We start from the raw sequence: 18066 nt of genomic DNA on the forward strand, positions 1-18066 counted from the left end.
CGGGCACTATGCCAGCGGCGGTCCGGACGTCTACAGCCAGCCCTGCTGCCGGGCCTCCCGCATCGCCTCCATGCGGTTGCGGGTGCCCGTCTTGCCGATCGCGGAGGACAGGTAGTTGCGGACCGTGGACTCCGAGAGGTGCAGCCTGGCGGAGATGTCGGCGACCGTCGCGCCGTCGACGGAGGCCTTCAGGACATCGCACTCGCGGGCGGTGAGCGGGTTCGGGCCGGCGCTCAGCGCTGCCGTGGCCAGCGCGGGGTCGACGACGGTCTCGCCGGCCAGCACCCGGCGGATCGCCGCCGCCAGCTCCTCCACGGGGCCGTCCTTGACCAGGAACCCCGAGGCACCGGCCTCCATGGCCCGGCGCAGATAGCCGGGCCGGCCGAACGTGGTCAGGATCAGCACGCGGCAACCGGGCGCCTGCTCGCGCAGCTCGACGGCGGCGTCCAGCCCGCTGATGCCGGGGAGTTCGATGTCGAGGAGCGCGACGTCCGGACGGTGGAGGAGCGCCGCGTCCACGATCGCGTCCCCGGTGCCCACCTGCGCGACGACCTCGATGTCGGCCTCCAGCCCCAGCAGCAGGGCCAGCGCCCCGCGCATCATGCCCTGGTCCTCCGCGAGCAGCACCCTGACGGACTTGGCGGGGCGGTGGTCACGGGGCATCTCGTTCACTGGCCAACCCGGCATCTCGGTCACGGGCCCAGATTAGGGCCGGTGGTCACGGACGGCGCGGTGTCCGCGGACGCGGACCGTGCTGCCGAGGGCTGCGATGCCGCGGGGGACCCTGCACGTCCAGGTCCAGGTCCGGTGCCGGTGCCGGTGCCGGTGCCTGGGCCGCTACCGGTGCGGGTGTCAGCGCCGGTTGGGGACTCGGTCCGGGTGCCGGTGCCGGTGTCAGCGCCGGTTCGGGTCTCGGTCCGGGTGCCGGTGGTGGTTGCCTCGGTGCCGGACCGGGTGCGGGTGCCCGTGGTGGCCTCGATACCGGCGTCGGCCCCGGCGCCGGGGCCTGCTGCGTACGGCATCGGGAGTTCCGCCGGCAGTTCCGCCGTGACCGTGAACCCGCCGCGCGGTCCCGGGCCCGCGGTCAAGGTGCCGCCCGCCGCCGCGAGGCGCTCGCGCAGACCGGTCAGTCCGGTGCCGCCGCCCGGCGCGCAGCAGGCGTCGGCGCCCGTGCCACCGCAGCCGCAGCCGCTGTCGGCGCTGCCGCCGTCGTCCGTCACCGTCAGCCGGACCCGTTCCGGTGCGCCGGACACCGTTATCCCGCAGTGGCTCGCGGCGCTGTGCCGGACGACGTTGGTGACCGCCTCACGCACCACCCAGCCCAGCAGGGCCGAGGTCTTCGGGTCCGGCGGAGGACCCGACCGGCTCACCGACGGTGCGATGCCCGCCGCCGTCAGGGCCGAGCGGGCCCGGTCCAGTTCGCCGGCCAGGCTGCCCTCGCGGTAGCCGGTGACCGCCTCGCGGATCTCGGTCAGCGCTTGACGGCCCACCGCCTCGATGTCGGTGACCTGGGAGAGGGCCGCGTCCATGTCGCGCGGTGCCAGCCGCCGGGCCGCCTCCGACTTCACCACGATCACCGACAGGGTGTGGCCGAGCAGGTCGTGCAGATCGCGGGAGAAGCGCAGCCGCTCCTCCTCCACCGCACGGCGGGCGAGTTCCTCGCGGGCGGCGCGCAGATCCCGCACGGCTTCGGAGAGGGAGAGGATGGCGGCCGTCACCATCGTCGAGATCCAGGTGGCGTAGGCGATGGTGAGGCCGCCCCAGCCGTCGCGGGCACAGGAGACCGCGCCCGCCAGAACGGCGACGGCGGTACCGAGGGAGCGCAGCTGGGGGCCGCGCACGACCGCGCCCGTCGCGAGGCCGAGCAGCGGGAAGAAGAGCAGCCAGCTGCCGCCGTAGCCGAGGGCGAGCCCGCAGGTCACAAGGCCCATCAGCACCAGTGCCACCCGCGTGGAGGTCGCCTCGCGGGCCTCCCTCACGAAGGCGCGGAAGGCGACGTAGATGTAGAGCGAGTTGAACGTCAGCAGGCCCAGGCCGCCGATCCACGGGTTCGCCGCCTCGCCCTGGAAGAGGTTGGAGAACGCGCCCATCCCCATCAGCAGCCACGGCAGCAGGGAGAAGCCGTTGGCCGGCGGGCCCGGGTCCTCGGGAACCTGCCCGGCCCTGCAAGCGCCCCGGGGCTCGGCCTTGAGACGGTTCTTGTTCTCTTTCCAGTGCCGCTGGTTGTCCCGTGCCTCGTGGAACGCCGAGCGCCAGGCGTTCCGACGGCAGGCCGCCGATCGCCGCCACCTCGCGAGTGACCCGGTGGTGTGTCCGGTCATGTGTCTGTCCCCCGTCTCCGCTTCTGCCTGTCTTCGACGCTACGTTCCGGCGCCCGCTCGCGGCAGTGCCGGATGTATGCGGTCGGGCAGTACAAATGTCACCGACACCCGTTTCTGACATGCCGTCAGGTGTCTTCACAACTTCCGGGGCCTGGGCTATACAGGGGGTCGCCGCACTGGAACGCGTTCTAGATCCGTTCTGGGTCGGGCGGGTTCCGCGGCCCCGTGACGGCCTCGGTGCGGCCGATCGGTGCGGACGGCCGTGCCGAGGTCTCTGAACGATGCGATCGATCCGATCGATCCGAGCGATCAGGAGCTCCATGCCCATCGACGCAGCCAAGGCGCTCGCCGCCGAGCCCCGGACCGGTGAGATCACCTGGGACCGCCGGGACGTCCAGCTGTACCACCTCGGCGTCGGGGCGGGTGTCCCGGCCACCGACCCCGACGAACTGCGCTACACCCTGGAGTCCCGGCTGCACGTCCTGCCGAGCTTCGCCACCGTCGCCGGCTCCGGCTCGCCCGGCGTGATCAGCGGGCTCTCCATGCCCGGCGTCGAGGTCGACCTCGCCCGCGTCCTGCACGGCGGCCAGCACCTGGAGATCCACCGCCCCATCCCGGTGACCGGCCGGGCGACCGCCACCGGACGCATCGCCGCCGTGTACGACAAGGGCAAGGCGGCCGTCCTCGTCATGCGCACCGAGGTCGCCGACGAGGACGGGCCGCTGTGGACCAACGACGCCCAGATCTTCGTCCGGGGGGAAGGCGGCTGGGGCGGCGACCGGGGCCCCTCCGCCCGGCTCGACCCGCCCGTCGGCGAGCCCGACAAGGTGGTCGAGCGGGCCGTCCGCGAGGACCAGGCCCTCCTCTACCGCCTCTCCGGTGACTACAACCCGCTGCACGCCGACCCGGAGTTCGCGAAGCTCGCCGGGTTCGACCGGCCCATCCTGCACGGCCTGTGCACCTACGGCATCACGCTCAAGGCGGTCGTCGACACGTTGCTCGACGGGGACGTGAGCCGGGTGCGCGGCTACGCCACGCGGTTCGCCGGGGTGGTGTTCCCGGGCGAGACCCTGCGCATCCGTATGTGGCGCGGCGAAGGGACGGTGCGGGTGGCCGTGAGCGCCGTACAGAGGGACGACGCGCCCGTCCTCGCCGACACGCTCGTCGAACACTCCTGAACCGCCTGCGCCACTTCCCAGGGCACGTGAACCGTCCCCCGAACCGCCCGCATCACTCCTGGACCACGTGCACCACGTCCTGAACCGCCTGCACCACCTACCAACCCACGTGCATCACCTTCCGAATCGCCTGCACCACCTCCAGAACCACCCAGCATCCGAGGGGACCCGAGGGGAGCCGCACCATGCGCGCAGCCGTACTGCACGAGATCGGCCAGGACAAGCTGGAGGTGCTCGACGACGTCGACGCGGTGGGTTTCGGCCCCGGTCGGGTCAGGATCCGGGTACGGGCCACGGGCCTGTGCCACTCGGACCTGTCCGCGATGGCCGGTGTGCTGCCGCAGCCCGCTCCGTTCGTGCCCGGTCACGAGGGAGCGGGCGAGATCCTGGAGGTGGGGGAGGGCGTCACCCGGGTGAAGCCCGGTGACCGGGTCGTCGTCTGCTGGCTGCCGGCCTGCGGGGCGTGTCCCGCCTGCAAGCGCGGCCAGACCGAACTCTGCCTGGCCGGGTTCATGAACGCGGGCACGCCCAACTTCCGCCGCCCCGGCGGCGATGTCTTCGGCTTCGCCGGCACCGGAACCTTCGCCGAGGAGGTCGTCGTCGACGCGGGCTGCGCGGTCCCGATCCCCGACGACGTCCCCTTCGACATCGCCGCGCTCATCGGGTGCGGAGTGACCACGGGCCTGGGCGCCGCGCTCAACACGGCCGACGTGGAGGCCGGTTCGTCGGTCGCCGTCATCGGCTGCGGTGGCGTCGGCATCTCCGCGATCCAGGGTGCGCGGCTCAAGGGCGCCGCCGAGATCGTCGCCGTCGACCCGGTCGCCTCACGCCGGGAAGCCGCCCTCAAGTTCGGTGCCACGAAAGCCGTTTCGCCCGAGGAGCTGCCTGGGACAAAACAACTGGTCACCGGTGGTGAGGGGTTCGACTACGTCTTCGAGGTCGTCGGCCGCTCCGCCACCGCCCGGACCGCCTACGAGAACACCCGGCGCGGCGGCACCCTCGTCGTCGTCGGCGCGGGCGCCCTGGACGACTATCTCCAGCTCAACATGTTCGAGCTGTTCTTCGACGAGAAGCGGATCCTGCCCTCGATGTACGGCGGCGGGGATGTCCTGCGCTCCTACGAGCGGACGATCGCCCTGTGGCGGGCCGGCCGGATCGACCTCTCGGGCCTGATCACCCACCGCGTGCCGCTCACCGAGATCAACGAGGCGCTGGACCAGATGCGTACCGGGGCGGCACTCCGTACGTGCATCGAGATCTGAGGGGGCCATGCGGATGGCACTGCCACTTGAGGGGCTGGCCGCGATCGTCACCGGGGCGGGGCGCGGACTCGGCCGGGTCGAGGCGCTGGAACTGGCCAGGCTCGGCGCGGCCGTCGTCGTCAACGACTACGGTCAGTCCGGCCGCGACGGTTCGGGCGAGGCGTCGGCCGGCCCCGCCGAGGACGTGGCTCGGCAGATCCGGTCGGCCGGCGGCACCGCGCTCGCCCACACCGGGGACGTCGCCGACTTCCAACAAGCCCGCACACTCGTCGAGTTGGCGATCCGGGAGTTCGGCAAACTGGACATCCTCGTCAACAACGCGGGCATCCTGCGCGACCGCATGGTCTTCTCGATGGCCGAGGACGAGTGGGACGCGGTCGTCCGGGTCCATCTCAAGGGACACTTCAACACGACCCGATTCGCCGCCGCCCACTGGCGTGAGCGGTCCAAGGCGGCCGGCGCTCCGGTGTACGGGCGGATCGTGAACACCTCCTCGGAGGCGTTCCTCGCGGGCTCGGCCGGGCAGCCCAACTACGCGGCGGCCAAGGGCGGAATCGTCGGTCTGACGACGTCCACGGCGCTCGCGCTCGCCAAGTACGGGGTGACGGCCAACGCCATCTGCCCGCGCGCCCGCACCCGGATGACGGAGGACGTCTTCGCCGGGTTCGCGCAGCCGGACGAGGGTGGCCTCGACGCTCTCGCGCCCGAACATGTCGCCCCGCTGGTCGGCTACTTGGCCTCACCGGCCGCCGCGCGGATCAACGGACAGCTGCTCGTCGCCCACGGCGGCATGGTCGCCGTCGTCGAACGGCCCAGGGTGCGGGCGAAGTTCGACAGCAAGGAGGACGTCTTCAGCTACGAGGAGCTGGACGACGTCCTCGGCGCGCACTTCACGGACCGGCCCCAGGGCGAGACGTTCGCGGCGGCGGAGGTGCTGGGGCTGCGACGGGGCCAGGAGTAGAAGCGGAAGCAGGGACAGGGACAGGGACAGGGACAGGGACAGGAGCTGAGGCAGAGCAGGGGCAGCGATAGGGGCCGGAACAGGTGTTGAGGCAGAGCAGGGACACGGGCACGGACACGGACACGGACACGGACAGGAGCTGACGCAGAGCGGGGCAGGGGTGGAGTGGCGACAGGTGCCGGGCCCGCGCCCGTGCCCTGTTCCCGGCCTCAAGGCATGCGAAGGGGCTCCGGTCGTCCACGGACGGCCGGAGCCCCTTCGGTGTACGGCGTGCCGTCAGGCAGTCGCCTCGGCCATGTCCTCGACCCGGTAGTCGGCCCTGTGGTCGGCCCGGTCGTCGGTCCTGTTCTCGGCCGGCTTGCGGTGCCGGCCGTGTGGGGCCGAGTCACCGTCCTGGGACGAGACCGGGCCCCGGTGGCGGCCGGGTCCGGCCGCCTCCTGGGAGTCGGCGGACAGCGGATGCCAGGTGCTTGCGTCGCTCATCGGAAGATTTCACCCCGTCAACATGATCTTTCTTTACAGCCGGGTGATTTTATCCAGCACACCGAGGGGATGATCCAGGCGGCCACGCCAACCGCAGCTACTTCGTTACAAGTCGCCCGAGTGGGGCTTGTTGGAGGGGGACCGGGCGGGCGGCGGCCGGCACCGGCTTCGGCGATCCTTCGGGCGGCGCGGCCCCTCCGGACGGCGACGACGAGGGGGACCGCGAGGGCAGCAGCGTGGGTGGGGTGGCGATCGGTGCTGTCAGTGGCGCCACCCCACAGGGCTCCGCCTCCGTGGCGTACGGCAGACGCAGCACGCCCTCCGGCGTCCACAGTCCGCTGCCCGCCAACCACCCCTCGGGCGGGACGAGTTGGTGCAACTGACGGTCGGCCGGACGCCATACGCCCACCCAGGTGCCGAAGGCGCCGTCGATACGGAGCGCCACGGCGCAGGCTTCCGGGAGGAGCGCCTGTCCCGGCTGGCTCGCGAAGGGGGTGAGCGTGAGGTCCGGCGGGTGCAGGGACTCCGGGAAGCGGACCGGCAGCGTGCTGCCGAGGACCCCCCAGCCCAGGCGCGCCTCACCGGGTGAGGGCGCGTCCGAGCTGATGAGCAGCAGACCGCTGTCGGGGTCGGCGAGCAGCAGGCGGTCGTCGCTGCCGGCGGCGATCTGCAACAGGGGCGACATCTCGCCGCCGCGCTCCAGGTCCACCACGACCGCCTTGGTGCGGCCGCCGACCTCCTGGTCCAGCGCGAGCATGCGGCCCGTACGGTCCAGCCAGACCCCGCCCGAGCAGCGGCCGGGGATCTCGGCGAGGTGTTCGGGGCCGAAGGTGCCGCCCGCGACCAGCCACACGGCCGTCGTGTGGCGCCCGACGGCGAGGGCGTACGCGCGTTCGCCGCAAGGGGCCGGTGGGAGCAGGTGCAGCCGGGTGCCCTCGTCCGGGCACTCGACGGCGCCCAGTGGCAGCTCGCCCGTGTCGGGGCCGGTCGGGTACAGCAGCGAGAAGGCGTGCCGTCCGCCGATCGGCCGCCGGATCAGGACCCGGCCGTCGGCCATCGGCTGGACCTCCGTGCCGGGCTCCTCCGGTTGGTTGCCCGGCAGCGGTACGGCGTACGGCTCGGGACCGTCCAGGGTCCAGCGCTCGGGAAACCAGCAGTCCCCGTCCCGAGCGAGGCGAGCGGCGTACGCACCCCCGGCCGCGATCACGCAGCCGGCCTTGCTCCTGAGGTCCGCCGCGACCACGCGGCCCGCCGCGATCGCCGGGTCCACGGTGAACCGGCGGGTCGGCGTGACCCCGTAGCGCGCGGCGACCACGTGGTCCGCAGCGCGTACGAAACCCGTCGCGTTCGCGCGGTCCGCCGGGGACACGTGATCCGGCGTGATCGTGTGGTCCGCGTCGTCCCCCGGGTCCGCGTGCTCAGCCGCCTGCGGCGTGGGCTCGGCGGCGCCGCCCTCGGGGGCCGCGGGGCCCTCCCCGTCCGCCGCGGTGGGCTCGATCGCACAGGCCGGCATCGTCATCGTTCGGTCACCTCCGGCGACGAAGCTAGTTTTCGTATGCACGGACGTGGGACCGCCGGGCGGCCTTCTTCCCTCATAAGAGTGGTGCAGAAGCGATTCGCCTGAGGGTGGCGGGAGGGCTGTGCATCGATCTCACATCGATCCCGGGCGGTGGCCCTGCCGGCTCCGGCGGCATCGACGGCACCGGTAGGTGCTCGTGAGACGGCCAGGTAGCCTTTCCCCGTGCCCCGTCTGTCTGAAGTCATCGCCGCGCTGGAGAACCTGTGGCCCGCCGAGCGTGCCGAGTCCTGGGACGCGGTCGGCACGGTCGTGGGCGACCCCGAGCAGGAGGTCTCCCGGGTACTGTTCGCCATCGATCCCGTCCAGGAGATCGTCGAGGAAGCCGTGCGGCTCGGCGCCGATCTGCTCGTCACCCACCATCCGCTGTATCTGCGCGGGACGACGACCGTCGCGGCCTCCACCTTCAAGGGCCGTGTCGTGCACACCCTGATCAAGAACGACATCGCCCTGCACGTCGCTCACACCAACGCCGACACCGCCGATCCGGGCGTGAGCGACGCCCTCGCCGGTGCGCTCGACCTGCGGGTCGTACGGCCTCTCGTGCCGGATCCGAGCGACCCCGAGGGGCGGCGCGGCCTCGGCCGTGTCTGCGAGCTCGACCACCCGCTCACCGTCCGCGAGTTCGCCGCCCGCGCCGCCGAGCGGCTGCCCGCCACCGCGCAGGGCATCCGGGCGGCGGGGGACCCGGAGGCGCTCGTGCGGACCGTCGCCGTCAGCGGCGGCTCCGGTGACAGCCTCTTCGACCACGTTCGTGCGGCCGGCGTCGACGCCTTCCTCACCGCGGACCTGCGTCACCACCCGGCGTCGGAGTTCATCGCGGACCGCGCCCACGGCGCTCACCCACCTCTCGCGCTGCTCGACGCGGCGCACTGGGCCACCGAGTGGCCCTGGTGCGAGCTGGCGGCCGCCCAGCTCGACGAGATCTCCGACCGGCAGGGATGGGACCTCAGGGTCCATGTCTCCGGTACGGTCACCGACCCCTGGACGGCCCACGCGGCGTCCAACACCACCTCTAGCTCAATGGGAGCCCCCAACTGAACGCCGCGCCCGCCGACCAGATCCGACTCCTCGACGTCCAATCCCTCGACGCCCGTCTCCAGCAGCTCGCGCACAAGCGGCGTTCCCTGCCCGAGCACGCCGAGATCGAGTCGCTGAACAAGGACCTCACGCAGCTGCGCGACCTCCTCGTCGCGGCGCAGACCGAGGAGAGCGACACCGCCCGCGAGCAGACCAAGGCCGAGCAGGACGTCGACCAGGTCCGTCAGCGCGCCGCCCGCGACCAGCAGCGGCTCGACTCCGGGGCCGTCACCTCCCCGAAGGACCTGGAGAACCTCCAGCGGGAGATCGTCTCCCTCGCCAAGCGCCAGGGCGACCTCGAGGACATCGTCCTGGAGGTCATGGAGCGCCGCGAGAGCGCGCAGGAGCGGGCCGCCGAGCTGACCGAGCGGGTCGGCTCCGTCCAGGGGAAGATCGACGACGCCGTCGCCCGCCGGGACGCGGCCCTGGAGGGGTTCGACAGCGAGGCCGCGACCGTCACCAAGGAGCGCGAGGTCATCGCGGCCTCCGTGCCCGCCGATCTGCTCAAGCTCTACGAGAAGCTGCGCGAGCAGCAGGGTGGCGTCGGCGCGGCCAAGCTCTACCAGCGCACCTGCCAGGGCTGCCGCCAGGAGCTCGCCATCACCGAGCTGGCCGAGATCCGCAAGGCGCCGTCCGACACGGTCGTACGGTGCGAGAACTGCCGTCGCATCCTCGTGCGCACGTCCGAGTCCGGTCTGTAGTCGGTAGCCGGTCGCCGGTAGCCGCGATTCGGCACTCGGTGGCCGGCACTCGGTGGCCGGTAGCCGGCACTCGTTAGTCCGTCAGTCGGTCGGTAATCCGTAAGGGGCGTACGTCGTGCGGGAGTTCATCGTCGAGGCCGACGGCGGGTCGCGGGGCAACCCGGGGCCCGCGGGCTACGGCAGCGTGGTGATCGACGCGGCGACGGGGGAGACGCTCGTCGAGCGCGCCGAGTACATCGGCGTCGCCACCAACAACGTGGCCGAGTACCGGGGGCTGGTGGCCGGCCTGCGCGCCGCCCACGAACTCGACCCGTCGGCCACGGTGCGGGTGCGCATGGACTCCAAGCTGGTCGTGGAGCAGATGTCGGGCCGCTGGAAGATCAAGCACCCCGACATGAAGCCGCTGGCCGCCGAGGCGGCCCGGATCCTCCCGCCCGGGCAGGTCACCTACGAGTGGATGCCGCGGGAGCGGAACAAGCACGCCGACCGCCTGGCGAACGAGGCGATGGACGCGGGCAAGCGGGGCGAGCGGTGGGACGCCGGGGCGTCGCGGGCCGAACTCGGCGCCCGTGCCTCCGTGGCCTCGACCGCTCCCGACCCCTCCGGATCGCCCGGCGACGCCACGGCGGGTGCGGCAAAGGCCCGCGAGGCGCTGACCCGGTCCCGCCCGTCCCCGTCCACCACCCCGACCGCGGACACCGCCGAAACGAAGGCGACGAACACCGGCGCCGAGGGGAAGGCGACCAAGACGGGCGCCGAGGGGAAGGCGACCAAGACCGACGCCGAGGGGGAGGCGACCAAGACGGGCGCCGACCTGCGCGCCTCCCGCGCCGTCGCCACCCCGGCCCCGGCCCCTGTCTCAGCCTCTGCCGCCGCCGTCACGCCCGCCGTCACCCCCTCCGTCGGCTGGGGGACGGCTCCCGATCTCGGGGCGCCGGCCACCTTCGTACTACTGCGGCACGGCGAGACGCCGCTCACGCCGCAGAAGCGGTTCTCCGGCAGTGGCGGAACCGATCCCTCACTCTCCGACGTCGGCAGGGAGCAGGCCGAGCGGGCCGCCGCCGCGTTCGTCCGGCGCGGGACCATCCAGCACATCCTCGCCTCCCCGCTCGCCCGCACCCGTCAGACCGCCGGTGCCGTCGCCGCGCGCCTCGGTCTGGAGGTCATCGTCGATGACGGGTTGATCGAGACCGACTTCGGCGCCTGGGAAGGGCTCACCTTCGGCGAGGTCCGTGAGCGCCACCCCGACGATCTGAACGCCTGGCTGGCCGACCCGGAGGCCGAGCCGACCGGTGGCGGCGAGAGCTTCGCGGCGACCGCCACCCGCATCGCGGCCACCCGGGACCGACTGGTCGCGGCCTACGCGGGCCGCACGGTCCTGCTGGTCACCCACGTGACCCCGATCAAGACGTTCGTACGGCTCGCCCTCGGCGCCCCGCCCGAGTCGCTGTTCCGCATGGAGCTGTCGGCGGCCTCGGTGTCCGTGGTGGCCTACTACGCGGACGGCAACGCCAGCGTCCGCCTGCTCAACGACACGTCCCACCTGCGGCCCTGAGACTCGAGGCGGCCCGCGCGAGCCCCTCGATCCGCTGCCAGTCCCGCGCCGCGACCGCGTCCGCCGGGATCATCCAACTCCCGCCCACGCAGCCGACGTTGGGCAGGGACAAATAGTCCGGCGCGTTGTCCGGGCCGATCCCGCCGGTCGGGCAGAACCGGGCCTGGGGAAGTGGCCCGGCCAGTGACCTGAGGTAGGCCGTACCGCCCGCGGCCTGCGCCGGGAAGAACTTCATCTCCCGCACCCCCCGCTCCAGCAGCGCCACGACCTCCGACGTGGTCGACACCCCGGGCAGGAAGGGCAGCCCGGACGCCCGCATCGCCGTCAGCAGGACGTCCGTCCAGCCCGGGCTCACCAGGAACCGCGCCCCGGCCTCTCCGCACGCCGTCACCTGCTCCGGCGTGATCACCGTCCCGGCCCCGACGACCGCCTCCGGCACCGACCCGGAGATCTCCCGGATCGCGTCGAGCGCGGCCGGCGTCCGCAGGGTCACCTCGATCACGGGCAGCCCTCCCGCCACCAGCGCCCGTGCCAGCGGTACGGCGTCGGCGGCGTCCTCGATGACCACTACGGGCATGACCGGGGCCAGATCCAGTACCGAGGCAGCCGAAGGGGAGGGCAGGGGTGAGGTCATGCGCCTCATCCTGCCCCCGGTGTGCAGCACGCGCAAAGGTCATTGCGCATGTTGCAATGGCATGCGAGCTGCGGTTCAGTGCCTGACCGCTTCAGTGCCGTGAGCACGGGCAGCGCGCACTGCGCCGTGCGTGCGGTAAGCGCCCCTCGGCGCCGCAAGTATTGCCAGCGCCGCCAGCGCCGTCAGCGCTCCGATGCCCCCCGCCCTCCGATGCCCCCGCGCCCTCCGATGCCCCCGCGCCCCTCGATCCCCCCGCGCCCTCAGTGCACCTCGTCCACGAGCACGTCCAGAGTCCAGGGCGCCGCCCCGGCCTTCGCCCTCGCCGGCGCCTGCTCCTCCACCGTGTATCCGAGGTCCCGCAGCGCCTCCACCAGCTCGGCGGGCCCCGCGGGAGCGATCCCCGCCGTCAGCAGGCTCCGCACGATCCGCCCCTTCGTCGCCTTGTTGAAGTGGCTGACGACCTTCCGCGTCGGCGCGTGCAACACCCGCACGCTCGCCGTCCGCCCCGCGACCTCGCCCGTGGGTCTCCACGCGGCCGCGTACGCCGCCGACCGCAGGTCCAGCACCAGCCCGTGTCCGGCCGCCTCGGGCAGCACGGACGCCATCGGCGTACGCCAGTACGCGCCCAGCGCCCCGAGGCCGGGCAGCCTCACGCCCATCGAACAGCGGTATGACGGGATCCGGTCCGTCACCCGGACGGCACCCCACAGCCCCGAGAAGACGAGAAGCGACCTGGCCGCGCGCCTCTTCGCGGCCGCGTCGAGGGAGGCCAGGCCGAGAGCGTCGTACAAGACGCCCGTGTAGATCTCCCCGGCGGGACGGGCCGGCGCCGTGCGCAGCTCCGTGTTCTTCGCGATCTCTCCGCGCAGCCCCTCGCTCAGTCCGAGCACCTCGCGCGCCTTGTCCTCGTCGGCCGCGCACAGCTCGACCAGCTCGTCGAGGACGGCCTCGCGGGCGGCGCCGAGCCCCGGCAGGGAGAGGGCCTCCGACTTGAGCGGGGCGCCACGTCCGAAGGACGCCTTGCCTTCGGAGGGAGGCAGCAGGACAAGCACGGGACATCTCCTTCGATCGAGCTCTGCTGCGACAGCGTACGGCGTGCAACGAGACGGCCCGGCCGAGGTCCGTGAGCGTCCGGCCGCCTGTCGGCTCCCGTCCGGCGGCATGAACCGGGGCATGAAGGCGTTGCACTCCTGGAAGCAGACATGGGGGTGGCGAGTGAGCCGTGAACAGGCGTTGTGGACCAGAGCCAGGCTGGGGCGCTGCGGCCCGCCGCTGGACCTCCTCACCGCGCGCTTCGACCGGCACGTCTACGCCCCGCACGCCCATGAGGAGTTCACCGTCGGTGTCTGTGTGGGCGGCTCGGAGATCATCGCCTACCGCGGCGGCCACATCCGCACCGGTCCGGGGTCCATCGTCGTCCTGGCCCCCGGCGAGACGCACACCGGCGGGCCGGGCAACGACACCGACGGCTACGCCTACCGCGCCCTGTACGCCGGCCCCGCCCTCCTCACCGAGGGCATCCTCGGCGGCGTGCCGCACTTCCGCGAACCCCTCCTCGACGACCCCGAACTGGCCACCGCCCTGCGCCGGGCGCACACCGAACTGGCCGCCTGCCCCGATCCACTGGAGGCCGAGTCCCGCTTCCCCTGGCTGCTGACGGCCCTCGCCCGACGCCACTCCACGGCCCGTCCGGTGTGCGACACGGTCCCCGGCGCCGAGCACCTCACGCACGCCGTCCGCACCCGCCTCGCCGACGAACTCCTCGACCCGCCCTCGCTGGCCGACCTCGCGGCGGACCTGGGCCTGTCCCGCTACCAGCTCCTGCGCGCCTTCCGTACGACGACCGGCATGCCGCCCTATGCCTGGCTGGCCCAGTACCGGGTGGCCCGGGCCCGTGGCCTGCTGGAGTCCGGGCTGCGTCCCGCCGAGGTGGCCGGCCTGGTGGGCTTCGCGGACCAGGCCCACCTCACCCGCTGGTTCCGCCGGGTCCTGGGCGTGACTCCGGCGGCGTACCGCAACAGCGTTCAAGACACCTGACCGCGGCGGGGCCCACACTCCCCGTATGACTGCACGCGGCTGGTTCCTGTTCTCCCTGATGGGAGTGATCTGGGGCATCCCCTATCTGTTGATCAAGATCGCGGTGGAGGACCTCTCCCCGTCCATGGTGGTGTTCGTGCGCTGTGCGCTCGGCGCCCTCCTCCTGCTCCCCTTCGCCCTCCGCCAGGGCGGTCTGATCCGCGCCGTGCGGGCGCACTGGGCGCCCATGCTGGCCTTCGCGTGCATCGAGATCATCGGCCCGTGGTTCACCCTGACGGATGCCGAGCGCCACCTGTCGAGCTCCACCGCCGGCCTGCTGATCGCGGGCGTCCCGATCGTCGGCGTCCTGGCCGCCCGCTTCCTCGGCGACGCGGAGGTGCTGGGCGTACGCCGTGTCGCGGGCCTCGCCCTGGGCCTGGCCGGAGTAGGGGTCCTCACCGTCCCGCACCTGACGGGAGGAGACGCCCGCTCACTCGGCGAGGTCCTGCTGACGGTGCTGGGCTACGCCACGGCCCCCCTGATCGCGGCCCGGCGTCTGAAGGACGTCCCCACGCTCCAGCTGATCGTCCCCTGCCTGACCCTGGCGGCGCTGGTCTACGCCCCGGCCGCGGCCGCCACCTGGCCGGCGGAACTCCCGTCCACGTCCGTCCTGGCGGCGCTCGCGGGCCTGGGCGTCCTCTGCACGGCCGTGGCCTTCGTCGCCTTCCTGGAACTGATCAGGGAGATAGGCCCCACCCGCTCGACGGTCATCACCTACGTGAACCCGGCGGTCGCGGTGGCAGCAGGCGCCCTGTTCCTGGACGAATCCCTGACGGCCGGCATCCTGGCGGCCTTCACCCTGATCCTGGCGGGCTCCGTCCTGGCCACGGCCACGGGCCCGAAGCGCGTCTCGACAGTGGGCCAGAAGATCGAGGCGGTCTCGGGCCCGAAGCGCGAGGAGGTCTCTGGCCCGAAGCGTGACGCGGCCACGAGTCCGAAGCGCGAGGCGGCCACGCCAGAAGCGTGACGCGGCCTCGGGCCCGAAGCGTGACGCGCGCCCGGTACCATGGTCGACACGGCAGACGAGCCGGGCGGACGGCCGCGTGGAGTCCCTTACGGGGCTTCCCGAGGAACGTCCGGGCTCCACAGGGCAAGGTGGTGGCTAACGGCCACCCGGGGTGACCCGCGGGACAGTGCCACAGAAAACAGACCGCCCGGCGCTTCGGCACCGGGTAAGGGTGAAACGGTGGTGTAAGAGACCACCAGTGCCCAGGGTGACCTGGGCAGCTAGGTAAACCCCACCTGGAGCAAGGTCAAAAGGAGCGCCGTAAAAAGCGCTCTGCGCGGACGATCGAGGGCTGCCCGCCCGAGTCCGCGGGTAGACCGCACGAGGCCGGCGGCAACGCCGGCCCTAGATGGATGGCCGTCTCCCCGGCCGCCGCGAGGCGACCGGGCGACAGAACCCGGCGTACAGCCCGACTCGTCTGCCTTTTTGTTTTTATGCAGGTCATGGTGCATTAGCGAGAATTAGCATATTTTGTCCGGGTCGATCTTGCTGGTGCCTGGTTTCACCGACGCCATCACCGTCGAATCATCGCCATTCACACGAGCAACACCGGCGTTCGTTCATGGGGCACATGCTCGCCGCGAGGTTTGGTGCTGGTGAGTCGGGTGAAGCCGATGAGGGCCGGGCCCCCGCGTCGCTGCTCCCGCTGGCCGCTTCTGGGAGAAGGCGGAGGATCGTGGCACGTCGGGCGAGGTTGCCCGTCCTCGGCCGGTACCGATTCCCCCTCACCGATGCTGACGAACGCATGAGTCACCCATGCGCTACGGGCAGCGGACACGAGCTGGACTCTAGCCAGCCGCTGGCCAAAACCGGTCTAGAACAATCGGATCAGGTGCATATGCTGACGCTGGGCTGGGGCACGTTGTACGTCGCTTCGATAGTCTGAACAGTTCTGTCGAGAGCGGTCGCGGGGAGCACGGATGGGCAAGGGCGCGCAGGACATGCCTCTTGAGGTTCAGCACATCAAGAGGGCACTGCTGCGGGAGTTCCAGGACCGGATCTCCATGGACGACTTCGAGAAGAAGGACCCCAAGGAGCGAGAGACAGCCCTGCTGTCGAGGGCCGTGTCCGCGAAAGCCGCCCGCATCCTCGCGGACTGCACCTCGGACGAGGCGGCGGCGTGGGTGATCGACGGCCGGGACGACTTCGGCATCGACTGCGTCGCGTTCTCCGCCTCGGGATCAGAACTCTGGCTTATCCAGGCCAAGTGGAAGGACAAGGGGACGGCCGGCTTCGACACGGAGGCGGCACTCAAGCTGGTACATGGGCTGAAGAAACTCGACAACCGGGATCTCGACCACTTCAACGAGCGGTTGCAGCTGCTCGCGGATCGTGTGCACGGCGTCCTTCGGCTGCCCACGTGCAAGGTGAACCTGGTCGTCGCGCTCATGGGGGACGGCCGTCTCTCTCCCGAGACCCGCAACATCCTGGACGAGGCGGCCAACGAGTTCGGTGGACGCGGAAGGAGCGTGGAGTACCGGGTCTTGGACCAGAGGGACTTCCACCGGGCGATCCGGGAGGATCTGGAGCCGCAGCCGATCACTCTCAAGGCGACCATGGACCGGGAGTGGTACAGCCGCGAGACCCCGTACAAGGCTGTGATCGGTGAGGTCAGCGCCGATCAACTGGCCCGTTGGTACGGCGGCAAGAGCGATGACGAGGGCCACGACAAGGGGCACGGCGAGCGTCTCTACGACCGCAACGTCCGCAAGTCGCTCGGACTCACCGGGGTCAACCAGACCATGGTGGAGTCGATGCTGGGGGATCCGGAGGGTTTCCTCTACCGCCACAACGGCATCACCGTGCAGTGCGACAGGATCGAGCAGGAGTACCACGCCAAGAGAGCGGTCGGCCAGCCCACCACCCTCACCCTGCACAACGCCAGCGTGGTCAACGGCGCACAGACGGTGTCCTCCTCCTTCCGGGCATACGAGAGAAACCCGGAGGTCGTCGCGGAGGCCTATGTCCTGGTGCGGATCATCTCCCTGGAAGGGGCGCCGCAGGGCTTCGGACACTCCATCACGAAGGCCACCAACACGCAGAACCACATGGAGCGCCGGGACTTCATCGCCATCGATACCGTCCAGAGTGAGATCCAGAAGGACTTCAGTCTCTCGCTCGACAAGGAGTACGTCTTCCGGCGGGGCGAACTGGACCCGGCCCCCGAGTCGGGCTGCTCGGTCACGGAAGCGGCCACGGCCCTGGCCTGTATGCACCGGGACTCGTCGCTCGCCGTGCGAGTCAAGGGTTCCACGAACGCGCTGTGGGAGGAGGGCCCGGGAGGTGCCTACACCAAGTTGTTCGGTCAGCAGCCGACCGCCCAGCAGATCTGGCGCGCGGTACAGGTGTTCAGGCTGGTGCGGGACCAGCTGACCGAACTGCGAGCCAAGTTCACCGGACGACCGGCCGCGGTGGTGGACAGCGGGGCTCTGCTGGTGGTCCATCTGGTGTTCCAGCGCATCGGCAGGGACCGGTTCGACGATTCGGACGACGAGTGGGCCGCGATGCTCACCGACGTGTCGGGGCAGGTCAGCGCCGTGCTCCTCTGCCTCATCACCATGGTCGACACCCTTTTCACGAAGAAGAGTTACGTCACGAGCACCTTCGCCAACGAGGAGCGCTGCGCGCGACTGGTTGCCGCGGTCCTGGGGGTGCTCGAACGCGGCACCGGTCCGGACTCGCCCATGAACCTCAAGGCCCTCATGGAGAACACCGCGGAGAAGCGGCAGCGGCGGCCCCAGACGGTTCGCCTGCTCGTCGACCACGACGCCATCAGCGACGGCACGCCTCTCGTCTACGCCCCCAGCACCGTGGAGGAACTGGCCATCGGGGCCTGGCTCGACGAGGACCCTCGGCGCCGCAGGGCGACTTGGGTGAACGATCGGAAGGCCCCCATCCTCTGGGAGGCCGACGGCAAGCGGTACTCCCCGACCGGACTGGTCTCCCAGATGTGGAACGCGGCCGACTGGAAGGAGCAGTGGAGCGCGGTCCAGGGCCCGAAGCAGTGGAAGATTCCGGGTGACGGGACGCTGGTGGAGATCGCCGAGCGGCTCTGGCGGGAGATCGCGGACGAGGGTGAGCCGGGGGAGGAGAGCCCGGCGTAGCGTCCGGGACGGTCTGCCCGCCATGAGCTGCGGCCAGGGCACCGCGTCGGCCGCCTGCCACCCCCGACGGTCTGGTGGCCGCGCTCTGTGCCGACGTCCGAGACCGCCGGAGCGGCGCCCCCGAACATG

General features: G+C 71.6%; 13 protein-coding genes, 1 other RNA gene and 2 pseudogenes. 10 read left to right on the plus strand and 6 right to left on the minus strand.

The window, feature by feature from the left end; all coding sequences use genetic code 11:
- Positions 1-30: 30 nt before the first annotated feature.
- Positions 31-663: a response regulator gene (locus ACIPFH_RS04190; protein ID WP_401823752.1), complete on the minus strand. Its 633-nt coding sequence runs from the start codon at positions 661-663 to the stop codon at positions 31-33.
- A 365-nt stretch (positions 664-1028) separates the two neighbouring features.
- Positions 1029-2321: pseudogene (locus tag ACIPFH_RS04195) on the minus strand (sensor histidine kinase); the annotation flags it as partial.
- A 320-nt stretch (positions 2322-2641) separates the two neighbouring features.
- Here ACIPFH_RS04195 and ACIPFH_RS04200 point away from each other — a divergent pair.
- The 3 genes from ACIPFH_RS04200 to ACIPFH_RS04210 all read left to right on the plus strand — a co-directional run bounded on the left by ACIPFH_RS04200 (position 2642) and on the right by ACIPFH_RS04210 (position 5722).
- Positions 2642-3499 (plus strand): MaoC/PaaZ C-terminal domain-containing protein, encoded by an 858-nt coding sequence (locus tag ACIPFH_RS04200; RefSeq protein ID WP_359124632.1) that lies wholly within the window; start codon positions 2642-2644, stop codon positions 3497-3499.
- Positions 3500-3684: 185 nt separating this feature from the next.
- A complete protein-coding gene (locus ACIPFH_RS04205) occupies positions 3685-4761 on the plus strand; it encodes a Zn-dependent alcohol dehydrogenase (RefSeq protein ID WP_401822880.1) in 1077 nt (358 codons plus the stop codon).
- A gap of 13 nt (positions 4762-4774) precedes the next feature.
- Positions 4775-5722, plus strand: coding sequence for a 3-oxoacyl-ACP reductase (locus tag ACIPFH_RS04210; RefSeq protein ID WP_401822882.1), 948 nt, complete (start codon positions 4775-4777; stop codon positions 5720-5722).
- A gap of 276 nt (positions 5723-5998) precedes the next feature.
- On the opposite strand, the gene ACIPFH_RS04215 is transcribed toward ACIPFH_RS04210, so the two are convergent.
- A complete protein-coding gene (locus tag ACIPFH_RS04215; protein ID WP_401822884.1) occupies positions 5999-6205 on the minus strand; it encodes a hypothetical protein in 207 nt (68 codons plus the stop codon).
- A gap of 97 nt (positions 6206-6302) precedes the next feature.
- A complete protein-coding gene (locus ACIPFH_RS04220) occupies positions 6303-7718 on the minus strand; it encodes a hypothetical protein (RefSeq protein WP_401823754.1) in 1416 nt (471 codons plus the stop codon).
- A 228-nt stretch (positions 7719-7946) separates the two neighbouring features.
- Here ACIPFH_RS04220 and ACIPFH_RS04225 point away from each other — a divergent pair, with 228 nt between their 5' ends.
- The 3 genes from ACIPFH_RS04225 (at position 7947) to ACIPFH_RS04235 (ending at position 11117) form a co-directional block, all read left to right on the plus strand.
- The gene (locus tag ACIPFH_RS04225) at positions 7947-8822 is read left to right on the plus strand and encodes a Nif3-like dinuclear metal center hexameric protein (RefSeq protein WP_401822886.1); all 876 of its coding nucleotides are present in this window, start codon (positions 7947-7949) and stop codon (positions 8820-8822) included.
- Positions 8819-9562 (plus strand): C4-type zinc ribbon domain-containing protein, encoded by a 744-nt coding sequence (locus tag ACIPFH_RS04230; RefSeq protein ID WP_356249792.1) that lies wholly within the window; start codon positions 8819-8821, stop codon positions 9560-9562. Before ACIPFH_RS04225 ends, ACIPFH_RS04230 begins: the two co-directional genes overlap by 4 nt.
- Before the next feature lie 115 nt (positions 9563-9677).
- Positions 9678-11117 carry a bifunctional RNase H/acid phosphatase gene (locus tag ACIPFH_RS04235; protein ID WP_401822889.1) on the plus strand — a complete coding sequence of 480 codons (1440 nt, stop codon included), beginning with the start codon at positions 9678-9680 and terminating at the stop codon, positions 11115-11117.
- Here the strand turns inward: ACIPFH_RS04235 and eda are convergent.
- Together eda and yaaA are read right to left on the minus strand one after the other, a co-directional pair.
- Entirely contained in the window at positions 11089-11751 is a 663-nt protein-coding gene (eda, locus tag ACIPFH_RS04240) for a bifunctional 4-hydroxy-2-oxoglutarate aldolase/2-dehydro-3-deoxy-phosphogluconate aldolase (RefSeq protein ID WP_401822891.1), read from the minus strand. The genes ACIPFH_RS04235 and eda overlap by 29 nt on opposite strands.
- Before the next feature lie 260 nt (positions 11752-12011).
- On the minus strand, positions 12012-12803 hold the full coding sequence (yaaA, locus tag ACIPFH_RS04245; protein ID WP_401822894.1) for a peroxide stress protein YaaA: 792 nt from the start codon (positions 12801-12803) through the stop codon (positions 12012-12014).
- Between the two features lie 121 nt (positions 12804-12924).
- Between yaaA and ACIPFH_RS04250 the strand changes: the two genes are divergently transcribed.
- The 4 genes and pseudogenes from ACIPFH_RS04250 (at position 12925) to ACIPFH_RS04265 (ending at position 17937) form a co-directional block, all read left to right on the plus strand.
- Entirely contained in the window at positions 12925-13788 is an 864-nt protein-coding gene (locus ACIPFH_RS04250) for a helix-turn-helix domain-containing protein (RefSeq protein WP_401823757.1), read from the plus strand.
- A gap of 25 nt (positions 13789-13813) precedes the next feature.
- Positions 13814-14678, plus strand: a pseudogene (locus tag ACIPFH_RS04255) (DMT family transporter); the annotation flags it as partial.
- Positions 14679-14850: 172 nt separating this feature from the next.
- Positions 14851-15254, plus strand: an RNA gene (rnpB, locus tag ACIPFH_RS04260) — RNase P RNA component class A.
- Positions 15255-15774: 520 nt separating this feature from the next.
- Positions 15775-17937: an AIPR family protein gene (locus ACIPFH_RS04265; RefSeq protein WP_401822896.1), complete on the plus strand. Its 2163-nt coding sequence runs from the start codon at positions 15775-15777 to the stop codon at positions 17935-17937.
- The last annotated feature ends 129 nt before the right edge of the window (positions 17938-18066 follow it).

The organism is Streptomyces sp. NPDC088157 (genome assembly GCF_044741545.1).
Taxonomy (GTDB): Bacteria; Actinomycetota; Actinomycetes; order Streptomycetales; family Streptomycetaceae; genus Streptomyces.

Excerpts from the sequence above, each read along its gene's own strand:
- ACIPFH_RS04265 (WP_401822896.1), top strand. The coding sequence starts at position 15,775 with ATGCCTCTTGAGGTTCAGCACATCAAGAGGGCACTGCTGCGGGAGTTC.
- ACIPFH_RS04210 (WP_401822882.1), top strand. The coding sequence starts at position 4,775 with ATGGCACTGCCACTTGAGGGGCTGGCCGCGATCGTCACCGGGGCGGGG.
- ACIPFH_RS04220 (WP_401823754.1), bottom strand. The coding sequence starts at position 7,718 with ATGCCGGCCTGTGCGATCGAGCCCACCGCGGCGGACGGGGAGGGCCCC.
- ACIPFH_RS04200 (WP_359124632.1), top strand. The coding sequence starts at position 2,642 with ATGCCCATCGACGCAGCCAAGGCGCTCGCCGCCGAGCCCCGGACCGGT.
- ACIPFH_RS04250 (WP_401823757.1), top strand. The coding sequence starts at position 12,925 with ATGAAGGCGTTGCACTCCTGGAAGCAGACATGGGGGTGGCGAGTGAGC.
- eda (WP_401822891.1), bottom strand. The coding sequence starts at position 11,751 with ATGACCTCACCCCTGCCCTCCCCTTCGGCTGCCTCGGTACTGGATCTG.
- ACIPFH_RS04190 (WP_401823752.1), bottom strand. The coding sequence starts at position 663 with ATGCCCCGTGACCACCGCCCCGCCAAGTCCGTCAGGGTGCTGCTCGCG.
- ACIPFH_RS04205 (WP_401822880.1), top strand. The coding sequence starts at position 3,685 with ATGCGCGCAGCCGTACTGCACGAGATCGGCCAGGACAAGCTGGAGGTG.
- ACIPFH_RS04215 (WP_401822884.1), bottom strand. The coding sequence starts at position 6,205 with ATGAGCGACGCAAGCACCTGGCATCCGCTGTCCGCCGACTCCCAGGAG.